Annotated in this window: 20 protein-coding genes; 8 read left to right on the top strand and 12 right to left on the bottom strand. The window is 41.7% G+C overall.

The window, feature by feature from the left end; genetic code table 11:
* Positions 1-331 precede the first annotated feature (331 nt).
* Genes AC33VI_RS10500 through ileS form a run of 3 tightly spaced genes read right to left on the bottom strand, consistent with a single transcriptional unit; the run spans position 332 to position 3,861 of the window.
* On the bottom strand, positions 332-535 hold the full coding sequence (locus tag AC33VI_RS10500) for a hypothetical protein (RefSeq protein ID WP_491782213.1): 204 nt from the start codon (positions 533-535) through the stop codon (positions 332-334).
* Positions 532-876, bottom strand: a complete 345-nt coding sequence (locus tag AC33VI_RS10495; RefSeq protein ID WP_491782212.1) for a hypothetical protein — start codon at positions 874-876, stop codon at positions 532-534. Before AC33VI_RS10495 ends, AC33VI_RS10500 begins: the two co-directional genes overlap by 4 nt.
* Before the next feature lie 60 nt (positions 877-936).
* Positions 937-3,861 (bottom strand): isoleucine--tRNA ligase, encoded by a 2,925-nt coding sequence (gene ileS, locus AC33VI_RS10490; protein WP_491782211.1) that lies wholly within the window; start codon positions 3,859-3,861, stop codon positions 937-939.
* 136 nt (positions 3,862-3,997) lie between these two features.
* On the opposite strand from ileS, the gene AC33VI_RS10485 reads away from it, so the two are divergent.
* Positions 3,998-4,267, top strand: coding sequence for a type II toxin-antitoxin system Phd/YefM family antitoxin (locus AC33VI_RS10485; protein ID WP_491782210.1), 270 nt, complete (start codon positions 3,998-4,000; stop codon positions 4,265-4,267).
* Positions 4,264-4,653, top strand: coding sequence for a type II toxin-antitoxin system VapC family toxin (locus AC33VI_RS10480; protein ID WP_491782209.1), 390 nt, complete (start codon positions 4,264-4,266; stop codon positions 4,651-4,653). Before AC33VI_RS10485 ends, AC33VI_RS10480 begins: the two co-directional genes overlap by 4 nt.
* A gap of 99 nt (positions 4,654-4,752) precedes the next feature.
* On the opposite strand, the gene AC33VI_RS10475 is transcribed toward AC33VI_RS10480, so the two are convergent.
* From AC33VI_RS10475 to hypD, 5 genes are all read right to left on the bottom strand, one after another.
* Positions 4,753-5,775: a hypothetical protein gene (locus AC33VI_RS10475; RefSeq protein WP_491782208.1), complete on the bottom strand. Its 1,023-nt coding sequence runs from the start codon at positions 5,773-5,775 to the stop codon at positions 4,753-4,755.
* Between the two features lie 95 nt (positions 5,776-5,870).
* Entirely contained in the window at positions 5,871-6,104 is a 234-nt protein-coding gene (locus AC33VI_RS10470; protein WP_491782207.1) for a HypC/HybG/HupF family hydrogenase formation chaperone, read from the bottom strand.
* Between the two features lie 65 nt (positions 6,105-6,169).
* Entirely contained in the window at positions 6,170-7,198 is a 1,029-nt protein-coding gene (hypE, locus tag AC33VI_RS10465; protein ID WP_491782206.1) for a hydrogenase expression/formation protein HypE, read from the bottom strand.
* A 27-nt stretch (positions 7,199-7,225) separates the two neighbouring features.
* Positions 7,226-7,453: a hypothetical protein gene (locus tag AC33VI_RS10460; protein WP_491782205.1), complete on the bottom strand. Its 228-nt coding sequence runs from the start codon at positions 7,451-7,453 to the stop codon at positions 7,226-7,228.
* 32 nt (positions 7,454-7,485) lie between these two features.
* Positions 7,486-8,580, bottom strand: coding sequence for a hydrogenase formation protein HypD (gene hypD / locus AC33VI_RS10455; RefSeq protein ID WP_491782204.1), 1,095 nt, complete (start codon positions 8,578-8,580; stop codon positions 7,486-7,488).
* Positions 8,581-8,775: 195 nt separating this feature from the next.
* On the opposite strand from hypD, the gene AC33VI_RS10450 reads away from it, so the two are divergent.
* The 3 genes from AC33VI_RS10450 to hypF all read left to right on the top strand — a co-directional run bounded on the left by AC33VI_RS10450 (position 8,776) and on the right by hypF (position 11,970).
* Positions 8,776-8,931, top strand: coding sequence for a hypothetical protein (locus AC33VI_RS10450; RefSeq protein ID WP_491782203.1), 156 nt, complete (start codon positions 8,776-8,778; stop codon positions 8,929-8,931).
* 65 nt (positions 8,932-8,996) lie between these two features.
* Positions 8,997-9,479, top strand: a complete 483-nt coding sequence (locus tag AC33VI_RS10445) for an adenosine-specific kinase (RefSeq protein ID WP_491782202.1) — start codon at positions 8,997-8,999, stop codon at positions 9,477-9,479.
* Positions 9,480-9,645: 166 nt separating this feature from the next.
* Positions 9,646-11,970, top strand: coding sequence for a carbamoyltransferase HypF (hypF, locus tag AC33VI_RS10440; protein WP_491782201.1), 2,325 nt, complete (start codon positions 9,646-9,648; stop codon positions 11,968-11,970).
* A 190-nt stretch (positions 11,971-12,160) separates the two neighbouring features.
* On the opposite strand, the gene AC33VI_RS10435 is transcribed toward hypF, so the two are convergent.
* The 4 genes from AC33VI_RS10435 to AC33VI_RS10420 form a co-directional block, all read right to left on the bottom strand.
* The gene (locus tag AC33VI_RS10435; RefSeq protein WP_491782200.1) at positions 12,161-12,877 is read right to left on the bottom strand and encodes a M23 family metallopeptidase; all 717 of its coding nucleotides are present in this window, start codon (positions 12,875-12,877) and stop codon (positions 12,161-12,163) included.
* Positions 12,878-13,099: 222 nt separating this feature from the next.
* A complete protein-coding gene (gene nuoF, locus AC33VI_RS10430) occupies positions 13,100-14,701 on the bottom strand; it encodes an NADH-quinone oxidoreductase subunit NuoF (protein ID WP_491782199.1) in 1,602 nt (533 codons plus the stop codon).
* Positions 14,691-15,197 (bottom strand): bidirectional hydrogenase complex protein HoxE, encoded by a 507-nt coding sequence (gene hoxE, locus AC33VI_RS10425; protein ID WP_491782198.1) that lies wholly within the window; start codon positions 15,195-15,197, stop codon positions 14,691-14,693. The genes nuoF and hoxE overlap by 11 nt, the downstream gene beginning before the upstream one ends.
* Positions 15,198-15,305: 108 nt before the next feature.
* Positions 15,306-15,809 carry a MamS/MamX family magnetosome protein gene (locus AC33VI_RS10420; RefSeq protein WP_491782197.1) on the bottom strand — a complete coding sequence of 168 codons (504 nt, stop codon included), beginning with the start codon at positions 15,807-15,809 and terminating at the stop codon, positions 15,306-15,308.
* 211 nt (positions 15,810-16,020) lie between these two features.
* On the opposite strand from AC33VI_RS10420, the gene gifA reads away from it, so the two are divergent.
* The 3 genes from gifA to AC33VI_RS10405 all read left to right on the top strand — a co-directional run bounded on the left by gifA (position 16,021) and on the right by AC33VI_RS10405 (position 17,828).
* Positions 16,021-16,218 (top strand): glutamine synthetase inactivation factor IF7A, encoded by a 198-nt coding sequence (gene gifA, locus AC33VI_RS10415; RefSeq protein ID WP_491782196.1) that lies wholly within the window; start codon positions 16,021-16,023, stop codon positions 16,216-16,218.
* Positions 16,219-16,727: 509 nt separating this feature from the next.
* On the top strand, positions 16,728-17,270 hold the full coding sequence (locus AC33VI_RS10410; protein WP_491782195.1) for a universal stress protein: 543 nt from the start codon (positions 16,728-16,730) through the stop codon (positions 17,268-17,270).
* Positions 17,271-17,288: 18 nt separating this feature from the next.
* A complete protein-coding gene (locus AC33VI_RS10405) occupies positions 17,289-17,828 on the top strand; it encodes a universal stress protein (RefSeq protein WP_491782194.1) in 540 nt (179 codons plus the stop codon).
* The last annotated feature ends 156 nt before the right edge of the window (positions 17,829-17,984 follow it).

The following is a 17,984-nucleotide window of genomic DNA, read 5'->3' as shown; positions in this document are numbered from 1 at the left end:
GGGTTTAAAAATAAATTAAGCACCATATATAGTAGTTGACTAATAGGTAAGTTTCTTAACTTGTCACCATTGGGGTTAGGGGTTAGGGGTTAGGAAAATATGGAATATACAAATAATTCTGCTTAGGTACTTACCTTATTTTTCTGTCGGCAAAATATTTTTTCCTCACACGAATAATGTAGAGAAGGGCAAGTTGCAAATCGCCCTTCAATAATACAAGTAATTAAAACTCGCCTTTTAATGCTGCATTACACCGATCGCAAATCGTGGGATCTTCTGGAAAAGTACCTACAGAAGTCGAATAATTCCAGAGTGCGATCGCATCTTTTAACTAATTACTTTTCTTATAATCTGCAAATAGACGTTCTACTTTTTTGCGACGGCGACGATTAGTATTGTTGTTGCGGATATCTGATTCTGCGCTAGCTATAGCTTCATCTAATGTCATGTTGAGTGCATCTAACATCAAACAAGCTTCTTTGAGTCGAGAGACTGATTTTTCTCTGGTTTCAATGTCAGGTATTTCTTTGTTCATGATATATTCCAGTTATTTTTAATTTCTTTAATACTTACTTCCAAAGCATTAACAGTTAAATCTGCCTGTTCAATCGCCCGATATAGCAATTCTAACGTACTGGGATTAATTTCAGGTTGAGCTTCTCCAATACTAAGTAACAAACGAAAAAGACGACTATAAGCATCTCTAGCACGTTCTTTAATGTTTTGTAATTCATCTAACTCTGACAAAGTTGCCGATGTTTCCCCATATTTTTCAAAGAGATTAAAATCAGTAGCAGTTGCATCATTGATAATTTTGAAAAGCTGTTTTTGTAAGTCAAAAATTTTAGTTAGTGTTTCTTCTGGTAAGTTAGCCATTAAATCGAATTACTGGAAATATTCGTAGGGATAATAATTTATCCCTACAAGAAGTGAAAATTAAAACTCGCCTTTCAAGGCTGCATTACACCGATCGCAAATTGTTGGATCTTCTGAAAATGTTCCTACAGAGGTCGAATAGTTCCAACAGCGATCGCACTTATGACCATCGGCTTTGACGACGGCAATGTTAGCAATCTCGGATTCGGATTTGTATTCTGCATCGGGAAGAGAATCGACTAATTCTACTTGAGAAGCGAGGAAGAAGTAACGCAGTTCGTCTACATTTTTTTCGCTTAAAGTATCAGAAGAATTGTAAGATGCAAGTTTATCTTTTAAGTCGGCATCGGCAACTTGCAATAGTACTTTAGCATCTAGAGAAGAACCGATCGCTTTAGCCGTTCTCGCTTGTTCCATTACTTTGTTGACTTCATCCCGCAGGTTGCGAATTGTTTCCCACTGTAGGGGTTGTTCGCGAACAACCCCTACGGATTTCCATTCATCTTCAATTTTTACCCAACCAGATTCAAACACCGACTTGTAACCAGTGTCGTAGGGTAAGGCTTGCCAGATATCTTCTGCCATATGACATAATACTGGTGCGATCGCTTTGGCGATGTTTTCGACGATTATAGATAGTACTGTCTGACAGCTACGGCGACGGAAAGAATTGAGGTTACTGATATAGAGTCTATCATTAGCGATGTCGAGGTAGAAGTTAGATAGATCGACGACACAGAAGTTTTGGATTGCTTGGAAGAAGCGAAAAAATTGATAGGTTTCATAAGCATCGGTGACTTCGGCAAATACTTCGGTTAGGCGATGGAGGATGTATTTATCTAATTCGGGCAAGTCTGCGTAGGCGACAGCATCTTTAGCAGGATCGAAGTCATGTAAGTTACCCAGCAAGAAACGGGCGGTGTTACGAACTTTGCGATAGCTGTCGGCGGTTTGCTTGATGATGTTTTTACCTACCCGCACGTCGGAGGAATAGTCTACCGATGCTACCCAGAGTCTTAAAACATCCGCACCATAGGGGGGTTCTTGCTTTTTATTGTTACCACCTTCGATGATGACTTCAGGGGCGATACCGTTACCCTTAGACTTGCTCATCTTGAAGCCTTTTTCGTCTACCACATAACCATGAGTTAAGACGGTTTTATAGGGGGCGATGCCGTTGGTTGCGACGCTGGTAAGCAAACTAGACTGAAACCACCCGCGATGTTGATCGCTTCCTTCGAGGTACATATCCACGGGATATTTTAAATTTCTGCCTTTAGCTACCGCAGCCCAAGAAGAACCAGAATCGAACCACACATCCATCGTATCTGTACCCTTGCGATAGGTGCGTCCATTGTTACGATACTGTTCGGGTAATAATTCTTCTACGGGTAATTCCCACCAAGCATCCGAACCTCGTTCGGCGATAATTGCTTTCACGTGATTAATTGTCTCTTCGGTCATCAATTCTTCGTTTGTTTCCTCATCATAAAAGACAGGAATCGGTACGCCCCAACTACGCTGACGGGAGATACACCAATCGCTGCGATCGCTTACCATAGGCGTAATGCGTTTTTCTCCTTGGGCGGGAATCCAAGTAACATCGGTGATGGCTTTCAATGCTTCATCGCGGAAACCTTCAACGGAAGCAAACCATTGTTCCGTAGCACGGAAGATGGTAGGTTTCCCCGTACGCCAATCATAAGGATATTTGTGGGCGTATTCCTCGTGCTTGAGTAACGCACCCGCTGCTTCTAGGGCATCGATAATCGCCTTATTTCCTTGGCTAACTTTCTCGTTACCTTTGGCTACTACCTGCAATCCTGCAAACTTACCTGCTTCCTCGGTAAACCTTCCCCCATCATCTACAGGGGAAAGAATGGGCAAACCATATTTTTGTCCCGTGATGTAGTCTTCTTGTCCGTGTCCAGGGGCAGTATGTACCAATCCCGTACCAGATTCGGTAGTTATATAGTCGCCACCGATCACAATTTTACTTTCGCGATCGTATAGAGGATGGTTATAAATAGTATTTTCTAATGCTTTACCCGTCAGAGTAGTTTTGATAGTTAATTCAGTAGCAAAAGTTTCGGCTAGTTTTTCTACCAAATCCTTAGCCACGATTAAATACGATCCCCCCATGCCCCCCTTATCAAGGGGGGTGCCAGAGGCGGGGGGATCTACTTCCGCTACAGCATATTCTAATCGGTCGTTAACTGCTACAGCTAAGTTACCAGGGATAGTCCAAGGGGTAGTAGTCCAGATCGCTACTTTGAGATTGGGTAAATACGGTTCTAATTTTTTTGCCCCCTCTCCCAACTTACTGACGGGGAAAGCCACATAAATACTAGGAGAAGTATGCCCTTCTGGATATTCTAATTCTGCCTCAGCCAGTGCAGTACGAGAAGAAGGACTCCAATGAACTGGTTTTAATCCGCGATAGATATGTCCCTTCAATACCATTTGTCCGAAGACTTCAATTTGGGCTGCTTCGTATTCGGGCTTGAGGGTGAGATAGGGATGTTCCCAATCACCCCATACACCATAGCGTTTAAAGCTGGCACATTGTTCTTGTTGCGCTTGTAGGGCAAACTCTTTAGCCTTTTGGCGTAGTTTGAGAGGAGTTAATTCTTTCCTTTCTTTAGACTTCATTTTTTGCAGGACTTTTAATTCGATCGGCAGTCCATGACAATCCCATCCAGGGATATATTCGGTCTTGTGTCCCTGCAATAGTTTGTACTTGTTGATTATATCTTTGAGAACTTTATTCAACGCATGACCCATATGCAAAGCACCATTAGCATAGGGAGGTCCATCATGCAAAATAAAGGGTTCTTTAATGTTATTCTGCGACAGTTGCTCGTAAATTTGGTTTTCCGCCCAAAATTTCTGTAATTCTGGTTCGCGCTGCACGGAGTTCGCCCGCATACTAAAGTTGGTTTGGGGCAGATTTACGGTTTCTTTGTAGCTTTTTGCTTCTGTCACAGTTTCAATTATCTAAATTTTGCTAAGGGTTTTCCTATTCTCTCATCTGTATATTATTACCCGATCGCTCTACTTGTTACAGATTTTTTAACGATGATAATTGTTTGCCAAAGATTTGAATAACTATTTTATAATTATGACTATAGTAATTGACTATAGTTTATTTAATGTGAAAGAAATTCAGATATCGACTTTCAAAGCAGAATGCCTCCGTTTGTTAGATGAAGTAAGTCGAACCAAGGAAGGGTTAACGGTGACTCGTCACGGAAAACCTTTGGTTGTAATTAATCCTGTAGAGGAACAACAACCAAGAAAAGGATTTGGTATTGCCCAAGGAACGATTGAGATTAAAGGAGATATTATCGAACCTGCAGCAGATCTGTCTGATTGGGAAGTATTAAGTTGAAACTACTTCTCGATACTCATATCTGGCTATGGTATTTGCAGGGAAATTCTCGTTTGTCAGAAAATCTAAGACAGATAATGAATTCCCCAGATACGGAATTATGGCTTTCTCCCATTAGCGTTTGGGAGACTATAGTTTTAGCAGAAAAAGGAAGAATTGAACTCGATCGCGATCCTCAAGTTTGGGTTAAAAAATATTTACGCAGTCTAGATTTTAAAGAAGCTAGAATCACCCACGAGATAGCCATGAAGTCGCGAACTATAGAACTATCCCATCAAGATCCAGCAGATCGATTTATTGCAGCTACGGCTGTCGAATTAGATTTGACTTTAGCTACTGTAGATAAACGTTTGTTGGGTTTTGATTGGTTATCTACTGTATCTTAAAGCGATCCGAAGGCTAGACGCAGCTTAATTGCCCTACTTAATTACAGATTTTAATTTCTTAAGTAAACTAAATAAAAAAACCAAAAAAGCGATCGCTTTTTACCAATCCCCATCAGAAATCTGATTGGGATTATCGACAAAATATTTAATCTTTTTACTATCAGTTAGATCGACCGAACTATCATCTTGTTGTTGGTCAAAACCTTTTTCTGCGTCCATTTCTTTGATAGTTTTGACTTGACTTAATTCTGGTGACGGGGCGATGTCTGCCATAGTTTCGTCGTAAAGATCGAACCAGGGCAATTTATATTGGGCGTAGGTTTGAGCAGTTACGGGAGTTTTGGGAGGTTCTAAACCAGTAATCTCTCGATACATCATGCTATTTACAATATGCACGTAGACACGATTATAGTTATTTTCGTCCCAAGTATCGATACCGTGAGGATCGGGATAAATTTTCTGTTTCATTTTGCCTCCTGCCGCTATTCCCATCTCCGTCGCTTTAGATCTTCTTTTTTGTCTTGGGGAGGGTGCGCTAGCTGGCATTGCCATAAAATCAACAATTCCACTTTCTCGACACAATTCAAACTCTTCTGGTTCGGGAAACTTTCCTGGTTTGGGTTCGTAAACGATGATTTGAATTCCGCCAAATTCTTCTTTACCCGTAACTTGCCCTTCTACGGTGTATCCCATTCCCAAAGGCATCGCCACAAATTGCTTGATAAAACCATTCCCAGCATTGATACCATCTAGCCAAGGTTGAGGAGGTGCTACTAGATAGTCTGCTTCTGATTTTAATAGCTTTTGTTGCCAAGGCTTGCCTGAAACTGCGTTAATTTTACCCACAGCGATCTTGATAGCATTAGGTTTTTGATAACGACTATTAAATCTAATCCATAATGCCTCTCTTTGATACATGGGAATAAATACACCACCATGTTTTAACCAATCTTGAGGAACGTTATCGGCATAATCTTCAACTCGACATACGGGAAATGTTCCTAATCCTGGCGGTAGGGGATAGGTTCTACCATCGTCAGGGATGCGTAAAGTTCGTTGAAAATTGAGAGAAAAGCCTTCTTGAAAAAATAGCGAGTTGGAGTTAACAGTTACGTCGGACATTGTTGGCAAAATATATTCTGATCGTATTGCTTGATTTTAACAATTCTGTAGTATGATTTGTTGCACTGCCATAAGCTTGAGGAACTTGTGAGGGTTTAGTTGTGAAGATTCAGTTGTTCGACTAAATCTAAGGTTCGTTGTGCTTCATCGCGATCGAGAATACTTAGGGCAAAACCTGCATGAACGATAACATAATCCTCAACTACAGCTTCGGGAACATAGGCTAAGCTCACCTGTTTGATTAATCCACCAAAACTAACTCTAGCCATTCTTAATAGAGGTTCATCATCGCTTATAGAAATAATTTTCCCTGGTACAGCCAAGCACATAGTTTAGTTCACCTAATTATTTATCTAAGAGTTCTTCAAGAGAATTGCTACTAACCACTGACAGATCAGCATATTCGCGGTAATTGTTCTCCACTTAACAGATCCAAAATTCGCTTCGAGCCAATTTGACTTTGAAGAGTTACCAAAGAGTTGTTATCTTCAACCACCTTGCCGATAATTGCAGCATTATCTATAGAATGAGAATACATTACTTCCAAGGCGCGATCTCGATCTTGGGGTGAAATAAAGGCTACAAACTTGCCTTCGTTGGCAACATAAAGGGGATCGAAACCCAATATTTCACAAGCACCTCGTACCTCTTCACGAAGGGGAATCAAAGTTTCGTCTAGTTCTATTCCCACATTGGCAGCAACAGCAATTTCATTTAAGACACTAGCCAAACCGCCCCGCGTTAGATCTCGCAGACAGTGAATTTCGACATCGGCTGCTAGCAAATCTAGAACCAAGTCGGATAACGGTGCAGAATCACTTTCAATTGTCGTTTCAAACTCCAAACCTTCTCGCACCGCCATAATCGCGATACCATGACGCGCCAAATCGCCATTGAGTAGGATCAAATCCCCTGACCGAACCGATTGAGGGGCGATCGCCCGTTCTCCTTCGATGATACCTACGCCAGTGGTATTAATAAAAATACCGTCTCCCTTACCGCGATCGACTACTTTAGTATCCCCCGTGACGATCTTGACTCCTGCTTTAGTTGCTGCTTGCTGCATCGACAGCACAATTTGCCACAAAGTTGCAATTTCCAGTCCTTCTTCCAAAATAAAGCTAACGCTGAGGTAAAGTGGACGCGCTCCTGCCATTGCCAGATCGTTGACCGTACCGTAAACTGCCAAAGAGCCTATATCTCCGCCAGGAAAAAATAGGGGTTGGACGACGTAAGAATCAGTAGTAAAAGCGATTTTATGACCCGCAAGTTGAAGGGTTACCGCATCGTGTTGAATAGTATCTGCCGTACTAAAAGCAGTCAAAAACATTTGAATTAACTGCTGCATCAACCTTCCACCCCCTCCATGTGCCATTTGGATCTGGGGATATTGTTGTAAGGATATGGGACAGGTGAGATTCATTATGGTTAATTGTTACTTTCTGACTTCTCAATTCTGGCTTCTATTAATATGCTGAAAATAACTTTCCATGTGAGTTTCCGTACGTTTGATTAACTCTTCTGCCATGGCGATCGCAGTTTCAATTAATTCCTGCTGTTGTCCCCGATCTAATTTTCCGCTTTCAGAAAAATATACTTCATAGAGATGAGGATTAGCCAGCATTCCTGCTAACAGTTGGGCTGCAATTTGTTTGGTTTCATCTGCTTGAGATTTCATTGGTTTTACTTCTTAATAATCATTGCAATTTTTTACCTAACAACTAACTTCTGATACCGATAGTAAGCAGCGCAAGCCCCCTCAGAAGAAACCATTGGCGCACCTAAAGGATGTTCGGGAGTACATCTCCTGCCAAAAGCCGGACATTGATCGGGTTTTTTGATGCCTTGTAAAATTTCTCCACTAATACACTCCGATATTTCCCCAGTGGTGCTTGCTGGCAACTTAAATCTCTTGAGAGCATCAAATTGACTGTATTCATCTCGCAAGCTTAAGCCGCTATCATCGATTTTGCCAATGCCACGCCATTGATAGGGAACTGTTTTAAATACCCTAGAAATTAACTGCTGTGCGCTTCTGTTACCCATAAGGCTTACCGAGCGCGCATACTGATTTTCTACTTCTGCTGTGTCTGTCTCTAACTGCTTAACGCACATATAAATTCCCTGAAGAATATCTACCGGTTCAAAGCCAGTAACAACTATCGGAATGTTATATTGCAGGGCGATCGCCTGATAATCTTCATAACCCGTTACGGTGCAAACATGACCCGCCGCCAAAAAACCTCGGACGCAGTTATCGGGAGAAGCTAAGATCGTCTCCATCGCAGGGGGAACTAGAACATGAGCGACCAATAAAGAAAAATTAGTCAGTTCTAGGTGTTTGGCAAGATATACAGCCATTGCAGTTGTAGGAACGGTCGTTTCAAAACCTACGGCAAAAAACACCACCTCTTTGGCGGGGTTTTTCTGGGCAATCTTAACTGCATCTAAAGGAGAATAAACAATCCGAATGTCTCCTCCTTGAGCTTTAATTGATAGCAAGTCTTGTTTGCTACCAGGTACGCGCAACATATCCCCAAAAGAACAGAAAATGATTTCTGGGCGGGCAGCCAAAGCGATCGCTTTATCGATTAAATCGATAGAAGTTACACATACAGGACAACCAGGACCATGAATCAAATTAATCTTGGGAGGTAGCAACTTATCGATGCCGTATTTAACAATCGAATGAGTCTGTCCCCCACAGATCTCCATAATTGTCCAGGGACGAGTGGTAATGCGGGCGATCGCGTCTACATATTGTTGAGCTATTAAACCACTACGAAATTCATCAACAAACTTCATGTCTGAATTATTTAGTTCTTGGTCATAATCTAAGATTTAAAATTGAAGAATTTGTGAGCAACAACTGAAGTCTGCAATCTGGAGTCTTGAGTCTGGAGGTCACCCTCGGCAATTGGCAGTTAACTTACTTTCTCCACAGGTTTCTCAAGTTATTGATTTATAACGAGCATGGAAGTCTAAAAGAGGAGAAATAAAATGATTACCAAAGCAAAATCCCGCAAACATACAAAAAAACATCGCCAACAAAAATATGTTCTGGCGATCGATATCGGCAAACCTCAAGTACCCCTGTCTAAAAAACCACACAGAAGATCGCCCGAAAAATTAGAAGATTGGATTGATGCCTCTTAATGTGGCTAACAACCATTAAAGTCTGCCATAACCCCAGAGAATATAATATATTAGGAGGCTCATACATGAACATTAAAACCGTCAAACTAAATTTTCCCGAAGGAACAAACTTGATTTTGGGTCAAGCTCACTTTATCAAAACGGTAGAAGATCTCTACGAGATTATGATTGGCATCTCTTCTCAAGTGAAATTTGGCATTGCCTTCTGTGAAGCATCGGGAGATTGCCTAATTCGCGATACGGGAAACGACTCTACATTGATCCAACTTGCAACTACCAACGCGACAGAATTAGCTGCGGGACATAGTTTTATCATCTTGCTCAAAGATGCTTATCCAATCAACTTTCTTAATGCGATTAAGCAGTGTCCCGAAGTTTGCAACATTTATTGCGCTACCGCCAATCCTGTTGAGATAATTGTGGCGCAAACTCAGCAGGGAAGAGGAATTATGGGCGTAATCGATGGATTTTGTCCAAAAGGCGTAGAAGATGAGCAAGATGCCCACGCACGTCAAGATCTATTGCGCCAGATTGGGTACAAATTGTAAATCGTTTCTAGGGGCGAACAGTTGTTATTCCCTAGGAGAGATGAAAATAAAGTTTTATCAGTGAAAAATCCCAACAAGTTAAACATTTAGTCAGCAAAATACGCGATCGCTTAATTTATCTAATTCATTCTCAAGATTAACCTGAAACCGTACAGATTAAAATCAGATGAAACAAGGTTTGAGTTTACAGATTCAAGGAGTAGTTCAAGGGGTGGGGTTTCGCCCGTTTATCTATCGGCTGGCGACGGAATTAGGACTAACTGGCTGGGTCAATAATTCCTCTGAAGGGGTGACGGTAAAAATTGAAGGAGAGCGATCGCAATTAGAATCATTTTTAACTCGTCTTAAATCTCAAACACCTCTTCTATCCCAGATTCAAAGTGTAATTAGTTCGGAATATGCCCCTGTTGGCTATGGCAATTTTACGATTAAAGCCAGTACATCAGGAGCAAAAACAGCTTTAATTTTGCCCGATTTGGCAACCTGTAACGAATGTCGGCAAGATATTCTCGATCCCGATAATCGTCGCTACCGCTATCCCTTTACTAACTGTACTAACTGCGGTGCGAGGTTTAGCATTATCCAATCTCTGCCCTACGATCGCCCGAATACTAGCATGAAACAGTTCATTATGTGCGATCGCTGTGAGGCAGAATATCAAAATCCCTTGGATCGTCGTTTTCACGCTCAACCCAACGCCTGCGCTGAATGCGGTCCTCACTTGGAATTATGGGATTGTCGGGGTAAAACTCTTGCCATTGATGATGAGGCGTTACTCACAACTGCCAAAGCCATCCGACAAGGGAAAATTATTGCTGTTAAAGGATTGGGTGGTTTTCACTTAGTAGTCGATGCCCAAGATGAAATAGCCGTACAGCGATTGCGCGATCGCAAACATCGCCCTCACAAACCCCTGGCTTTGATGTATCCCAATTTGGAACGGGTTAAAGCAGACTGTGAGGTATCTCCCCTAGAAGCAGAGTTACTTTTATCTCCTCAAGCTCCAATAGTCTTATTAACTTCCAAGTTAACTAAAGAGCCTCTACATCCCTACGCCTTGATGATTCATCATAGTCCTTATATGGGAGTAATGTTGCCCTACACTCCTTTGCATCATTTATTACTTGAGGAATTGGGTTTTCCTATCGTGGCAACTAGCGGTAATTTTAGTGGCGAACCTATTTGTATTGATAATCAGGAAGCACTATCTAAGTTAAAGCAGATTGCCGACTTATTCTTGGTTCATAATCGCCCTATCGTTCGTCCTGTAGATGATTCCATCGTGCGAATCATTGGGGGAAGAGAACAAATTCTCAGACGCGCGCGAGGCTACGCACCCTTACCTTTGAACTTATCCCCCTGGTTAAGGGCTAGGGTGAATCTGCTACCGATTTTAGCCGTAGGCGGATACTTAAAAAATGCGATCGCTTTTTATCGAGACAACAAAATTTTTCTGAGTCAATACATTGGCGATTTAAAAACTGTTGCTATCTACGAGCGATTTCAAAAGACGATCGAGGACTTCCAAAATCTATACGAACTAAAACCAAATAAGGTTATATGCGATCGCCATCCTCATTATCTATCAACTAACTATGCTCGAAAATTAAACATTCCTATAGCTTCGGTACAGCACCACTACGCTCACGTTCTTTCCTGCATGGTAGACAATGGCTTGGATCTCAACGAACCAGTATTGGGAGTGGCTTGGGATGGTACGGGGTATGGCTTGGACGGAACGATCTGGGGCGGAGAATTTTTAACTATTACCGCTACGGGTTTTGAACGAGTAGCACATCTCAAAACGTTTGCTTTACCTGGAGGAGAACAGGCGATCGCAAAACCCAAAAGAATTGCAATCGCACTACTTTATCAAATTTATGGCAATTATGATTATTTACTCGAATGCCTCAATAACTTACCCTCCATGACAGCATTTACTCGCCAAGAATTGGATATTATTCGCACGATACTGGAGAAAAAAATTAATGCACCCATGACCTCTAGTATGGGACGTTTATTTGACGGGGTAGCTGCCTTGTTGGGAATCCGCCAGCAAGTTAGCTATGAAGGACAAGCAGCAATGGAACTAGAAGCTGCCATTGATGACTTTACTACCAATGAAGCATACAACTTTGAATTAATTGGAGCTAAAAACACCACCAACTCCTCGATAATTATTGACTGGCAGCCAATGGTACAAGAGATAGTTATTGAATACACCAATCAAAAGCCCATAGCCAAAATAGCAGCCAAATTTCACAATACCTTATTAGAAATAATTATTGCAATAGCCAAACAAATCGGACGCAAACAGATTATCCTCACAGGCGGTTGTTGGCAAAATAGATATTTGACCGAAAGAGCGATCGCGCGTTTAAAACAAGAAAACTTTATTCCCTACTGGCATCATCAAGTTCCCTGCAACGATAGCGGTTTAGCCGTAGGACAAATCGCAGCAGCCTTAAGGGTTCATCCCAGCCAAAATTAACAGCGATACAGCCTACTAACCTGTCGTATTTACGTACAAGCTTTGAAACACGCTATGTTGGAATTGCACTCTCTCAAAAGTGCGTAACATCAGTTATTTAATGTAATGCAGGAAAGCCCGATCGGGCTTTGCCCGCCACTGCGCGATCGCAATTGTTTATTTGAAAGAAATCTCATGCAATTAGAAAGTATTATTCTGCACTAATACGTTCCCTACGATTGGGAATCCCATTTTCGATCTTCTGCCACTCCCCACTAAGAAACGACTGGTATTCTTTGAAACAGCAAGGAATACCTTTTGCATTTAGCAGATCGGCGGTATCCATAAGTTGAAAATGTAAATGTGGCGCAGTAGAATTACCCGAATGCCCTACTTCAGCGATTTTCTGACCTTCTTTAACCAAATCTCCAGGAGATACTAATATCGATCCTTTTTGAGTATGTGCAATAAGACAATAGACATCCTCGTTCTTCAGGATGATGTAATTTCCTAAAAGACTACGTAAGTCACTGTTATCTTGGAGCTTTAGAGTTAGACCATTTTTAAGAATAATAATTAGAGTATTTTTAAGAACAATGAATGTATCTGTGAAGAAATTTACAATACTTCTCTCCTTGCAATCATCTACAGCCTCTACAACTTCGCCCTCAAAGGGAGAAAAAATTGCCTGAGACCAGCAATACGTATTTTCAAGGGGAACGCCCAAGAAGAGATAGCGAAAAGTATTCGATTTGTAGAATTTGTATCCCTCCGACTTCCGCCAATCAATTTGGAAAAAATCATATGCATATCTTTGCCCGAGCATATCTGTACCATGACTTGGAATTGAATGCCCTGGCGTATTTACTGGACACCACTCCCCCGACAACGGAAATCGAACAGGGATTGGTTTTATTTCTTCAGCCATAAATTAATCTCAAATGATTTGTGTAAGTCCCGATCGAGTATAACTCAGGTGTTAGTGAGCTTTTTTCGACCCTGTTGTCTCAAGAAACAAATATGTTGATGGGGAGATAGAGAAAATAGGGGAGAGATAGAAACTTCATTCCCCACTACCCATATGCGAAGCGGTATCCTTTAGGACTACCTCCTACCTAGTCTTCACAGATCGATGAGTGCGTAACACCAGTTAGTTAATTAACGACACATACTCATGGCGAAAATGCCGCAAAGTACTGGTAACAGAATTTGGAGCAGACTGCCCCAAACCACATAAACTTGTCTCCTTCACCATGTCACATAGTTCTTCTAGCTGTTCTAAGTCATTCAATGAAGCTTTTCCTGCTCTAATTTTGGTAAGTAGTTGGTATAGCTGAACCGTTCCCGCCCGACATGGTATACATTTACCGCAAGATTCATCCATACAAAATTCCACAAAGAAGCGAGCAACATCTACCATGTTGGTAGTTTCATCCATGACGATCGCACCACCCGAACCCATAATCGAACCCAACTCTTTCAAAGACTCATAATCTACGGGAGTGTCGAACATCGCAGCAGGTATACAGCCCCCAGAAGGACCTCCCGTTTGTACCGCTTTAGCTTTACCACCATTGGGAACGCCGTCTCCCATTTCTATCACTATTTGCTGTAGCGTAGTACCCATCGGCACTTCAATCAAGCCCGTATTACAAACTTTTCCAGCGAGAGAAAAAACTTTAGTACCCTTGCTTTTTTCCGTTCCGATATTAGCAAACCAGTCTGCACCCTGACGAATAATCGTCGGCACATTAGCAAAAGTTTCGACGTTGTTAATTAGCGTCGGATAACCCCACAAACCAGATTCGGCGGGATAGGGAGGACGAGGACGGGGGATACCTCTTTTACCTTCGATTGATGCCATCAAAGCAGTTTCTTCACCACAGACAAATGCCCCAGCACCAACGCGAATGTCTATCTTGAAATCAAAAGACGACTCAAAGATCTGGCTTCCCAGCAAACCCAGTTTTTTAGCTTGGCGGATTGCCGTCTGCAAATGATTTATTGCCAAAGGGTATTCTCCTCGTACGTAAATATAACCTTGAGTTGCACCGATAGCATAAGCAGCGATCGCCATACCTTCTAATACGCGATGGGGGTCGCTTTCTAAAACGCTACGATCCATAAATGCCCCTGGATCGCCTTCGTCTCCATTACAAATTACATACTTCTGTTGGCTCTGTGCCTTAGCCACCGTAGCCCACTTCAAACCTGTCGGATATCCCGCACCCCCTCGACCTCTCAAACCGCTACGAGAAATTTCCTCTATTATTGATTCGGGAGTCATCTCTTGTAAAGCATGGTAGAGTCCTCGATAACCATCAGCACCGATATATTCTTCAATTTTTTCGGGGTCGATTTTGCCACTGTTTTCTAGAACAATTTTTAACTGTCTGGTGAAAAAAGGATGATTGTCTGGTTGATAGGTCGATGGAGACACAGATAGCTGAGAATCTTCTTTGGCAATAGCTGCCACAATTTCGATCGCATTATCGGTTGTGACGCGATCGTATAGAGTATCGGCAGGATCGACTCTGACCAGAGGAGCTTTACTACACAAACCCATACAGCCCACACCTGACACTGCTACTTTTCCAGCCAAACCCGCCTGATTAACTGCTTCTTCTAACTGCTCTTTAACTGCTAGTCCTCGAGCAGATAGACATCCACCTACAGTACAGCAGCGAATATAGGTTTTGTCTTGCTGCTGATGTTCGCGAGAGGCGATCGCTTTTAGTTCTTCAAGATCCATGATTCAGGCATTCCTTAACTCGATGAATTACAGATTCGGTGGTTTGATGACCTTCGACATTACCGTCCACTACTACTGCTGGAGCGATACCGCAAGCCCCTAAACAGCGGGCAGTGACTAAAGATAATTGTTTGTCGGAAGTGGTTTCTCCTGCTTTAACTTTATATTTCTGTTCCAGGGTTGATAACAAGCCAGCCGAGCCTTTGACGTAGCAAGCCGTACCCATACAGATAACGCAGGTATGCGCTCCTTTTTGTTTTAAAGAGAAAAAATGATAAAAGGTGGCTACGCCATAAACTTTACTGGGAGGAAGTTTGAGGCTGCGGGCGATGTAAAGCAATAAGTCTTCTTCTAAATAGCCAAACAATTCCTGTGCCTGATGCAGTACCTCAATTAGAGCATCAGCCGAGTATTGATAGCGTTTCATAGTTGCGGTCAACATCCGAAACCGCTTATCGTCACTGGCGATCGATTTTAATTCTTTAGTGCTGGGCATATTTTGTTGGTGGTTGGTGGTTAGTTGTTAGTTGTTGGTCGCACTACTTCTGCCTTCTGCCTTGACCGCAGGGAATCCTTTAGGGCTGCCTTCTGCCTCCAAATATTGTTAATTATTAATAGTTGGTATTCGATTCCTACGCCATACGGGAAAGCCATCGCGATCGCGAAGTAACAAGGTTTTATCTCCCTTAATAATTTCGCGAGCAATAATCGCTTCTTGTCCATCGATATTAATTCGCGAGCCAATGACGGTAATTTGGTCTTGAGATGTTAGGTCGAAATCTTGCTCTGCTAAAAACCAAGATGGTGCTAGATGTACTTCGATTGTTTCTTTGTCTGTTTTAACCATAAGATGCGTTCCTGGGAAACCTCTCCTCGATGTAAAATTAATCAGATTGACGATTTCTCCGTTAAGAGTTTCTGTGGTTTGAAAATCGTAGCTTCTAAAGTGGCGACCTCTACCGCCCCCATAGGGACCGCCCCAGCAGCAAGACTCATATTGAGTATTGGTAGGGCGATCGCTCGGTTCTTCGGCAGCTAGAGGACTAACTATCAACATAGAAAAAATGATTGTCAAGGCTATTGTGTGCCAGAACTGTTTAATATTCATAATAAATACCCCCCACTGTCTACAGTTGCTAACGCAGACATTCGATCTATAGGTATCTCTAATCACAAGTTAGATTGATATTCTGAGGATGTTGTGAAGGGAAAAAATAATGAAAGTTATTGAATAAAAGATTGTTATGATTACAAAAATGTAATTATTGATACAGAAAATATATTATAATTATAGTATAGGGAGTAGAGAGGTAAATAAGATGTCTATTCAAACTCAATCTCGCTCTTTAATTATGCGTCATCATCGCAATGTAATTAACCGCGAAAGATCTATGTTAGCTCGGACTGCTGCAGAAATTGGTGTGGATATCGATCCTAAATTTCACAGTCAAATACAAGGAAAAATACCAAATGATTTTGCCAGCATTTACGATCGCTCTAATGTGGCTATGAGTTGAGGCTGAATTGGCGCGGTAACAAGAGTCTATTGTCAATAATCAGCCATAAAAACAAGCTAGAAATGAGGTGGACTCAACAAAGGAGTTTACCTCATTCTTTCAGTTTGCAGGTAACCAATCACTAGCTACTCACCATCTTCACAAGTTCCTCAAACTATTCCCCTACAAAAGAACTATCAAACTCATCGTGGCAATGAGTTGGAAATTCAAGGAGGAACAAGAAAATATGGTCGTAACAGTAAATCGTCTTGTGGTTTAAGAATACTAATAAATAACAAAACCTTTTACCTAAAAACGAGTTGAGACCGAAGGGAATGACCGAAGGGAATACTTTAGTGCCTTTAGGGCAAAAGGCACAAAGCGTTGAGTTGTCACAAATGGGTTTTAATTGTTCGTCAAGCGATTGATTCTAAATCTTTAGACAAAGCGCAAGAATAGCAAGAGCTTACTAGCCATTGAAGAGCGATGTTTATTGAGGTACATATCGAGCAAGATAGGAGGTGGATCGAATGATTGGCAAAATTTTAGTAGCATTAGACTACTCAGAAAACAGCAAATCAATCTTCGATGCGGCAGTGGCTTTGGCAAAAACTACAAATGCCGATTTAATGCTGCTTTACGTTCTAGATGAGAAAGAACCAGGTTATCCAATCGTACCTAGTTACACATATTATCCCGTATTAGACAACTCCGATTACGAACTGTATGAACAAAAGCTACAGATTTTTAAGCAAAAAGGAATTAAATTTTTACAACAAAAAGCAAAAGAAGCCAGAGATGCAGGCGTAAAAACTGAATTTTTGCAAATACCAGGACATCCTGGACGTTCAATTTGTGAGCTAGCTTTCACATCATCGGCAGATTTAATCGTAGTCGGTAGCCGAGGACTCAAAGGACTCAAAGAAATGTTTCTTGGTAGTGTTAGCAACTATGTTACTCACCATGCACCCTGTTCGGTTCTGATTGTCCGTCAACCAATTGATTCTAAGTTCGAGCAATCCCTTACCGAAGGAGCAGATAAACCAGAACCCCCGATCCCGACCCTGACTTAGATAAAAGAGGTATTCACCGTGATTAGTAAGATTCTAGTAGCTATAGATAGCTCTGATACGCACAAAACTGTATTCAACAATGCAGTAGCTTTGGCTAAGGTAACTAATGCCAATTTAATGCTGTTTCATGTTCTATCGACAGAAGATCCAAATTATCCAATCTTGCCTACCTACGCTTATTATTCTGTTCTCAAAGATAGCAATGGTGGTGTATTTCGCCAACAATATACCGAATATGAAACCCAAAGCATCGACTTGCTGCAAGATTTGACTCGACAGGCGATCGCTCAAGGCGTAAATACGGAATACGCACAGTTAAGCGGTAATCCTGGGTGGGAAATCTGCCAACTGGCATCTGTTTGGTTGGCAGATTTAATCGTAGTCGGTAGTCGAGGACTTAAAGGACTCAAAGAAATGTTTCTCGGTAGCGTTAGCAATTATGTCACTCACCATGCACCCTGTTCGGTTCTAATTGTTCGTCAACCGATTGATTCTAAGTTCGAGCAATCCCTTACCGAGGGAGTAGATAAGCCAGAAATCCTGACTTCCGATTTATGATTTCTATGTTTAATCAACAACCAACCATCCAAGGAATGTCTGTAAGTTGTTAGGGGTGATTTAGTTATGGCTGTTAAACTTATTCCTCATAAGCCAGATAAGATAGTCGGTTTAGAAATTGACGGTAGAATTGATCGCGCGGATCTCGATCGCGTC

Source organism: Waterburya sp. (genome assembly GCF_058530065.1).
This window is presented reverse-complemented; position numbering and strand designations above follow the sequence as displayed.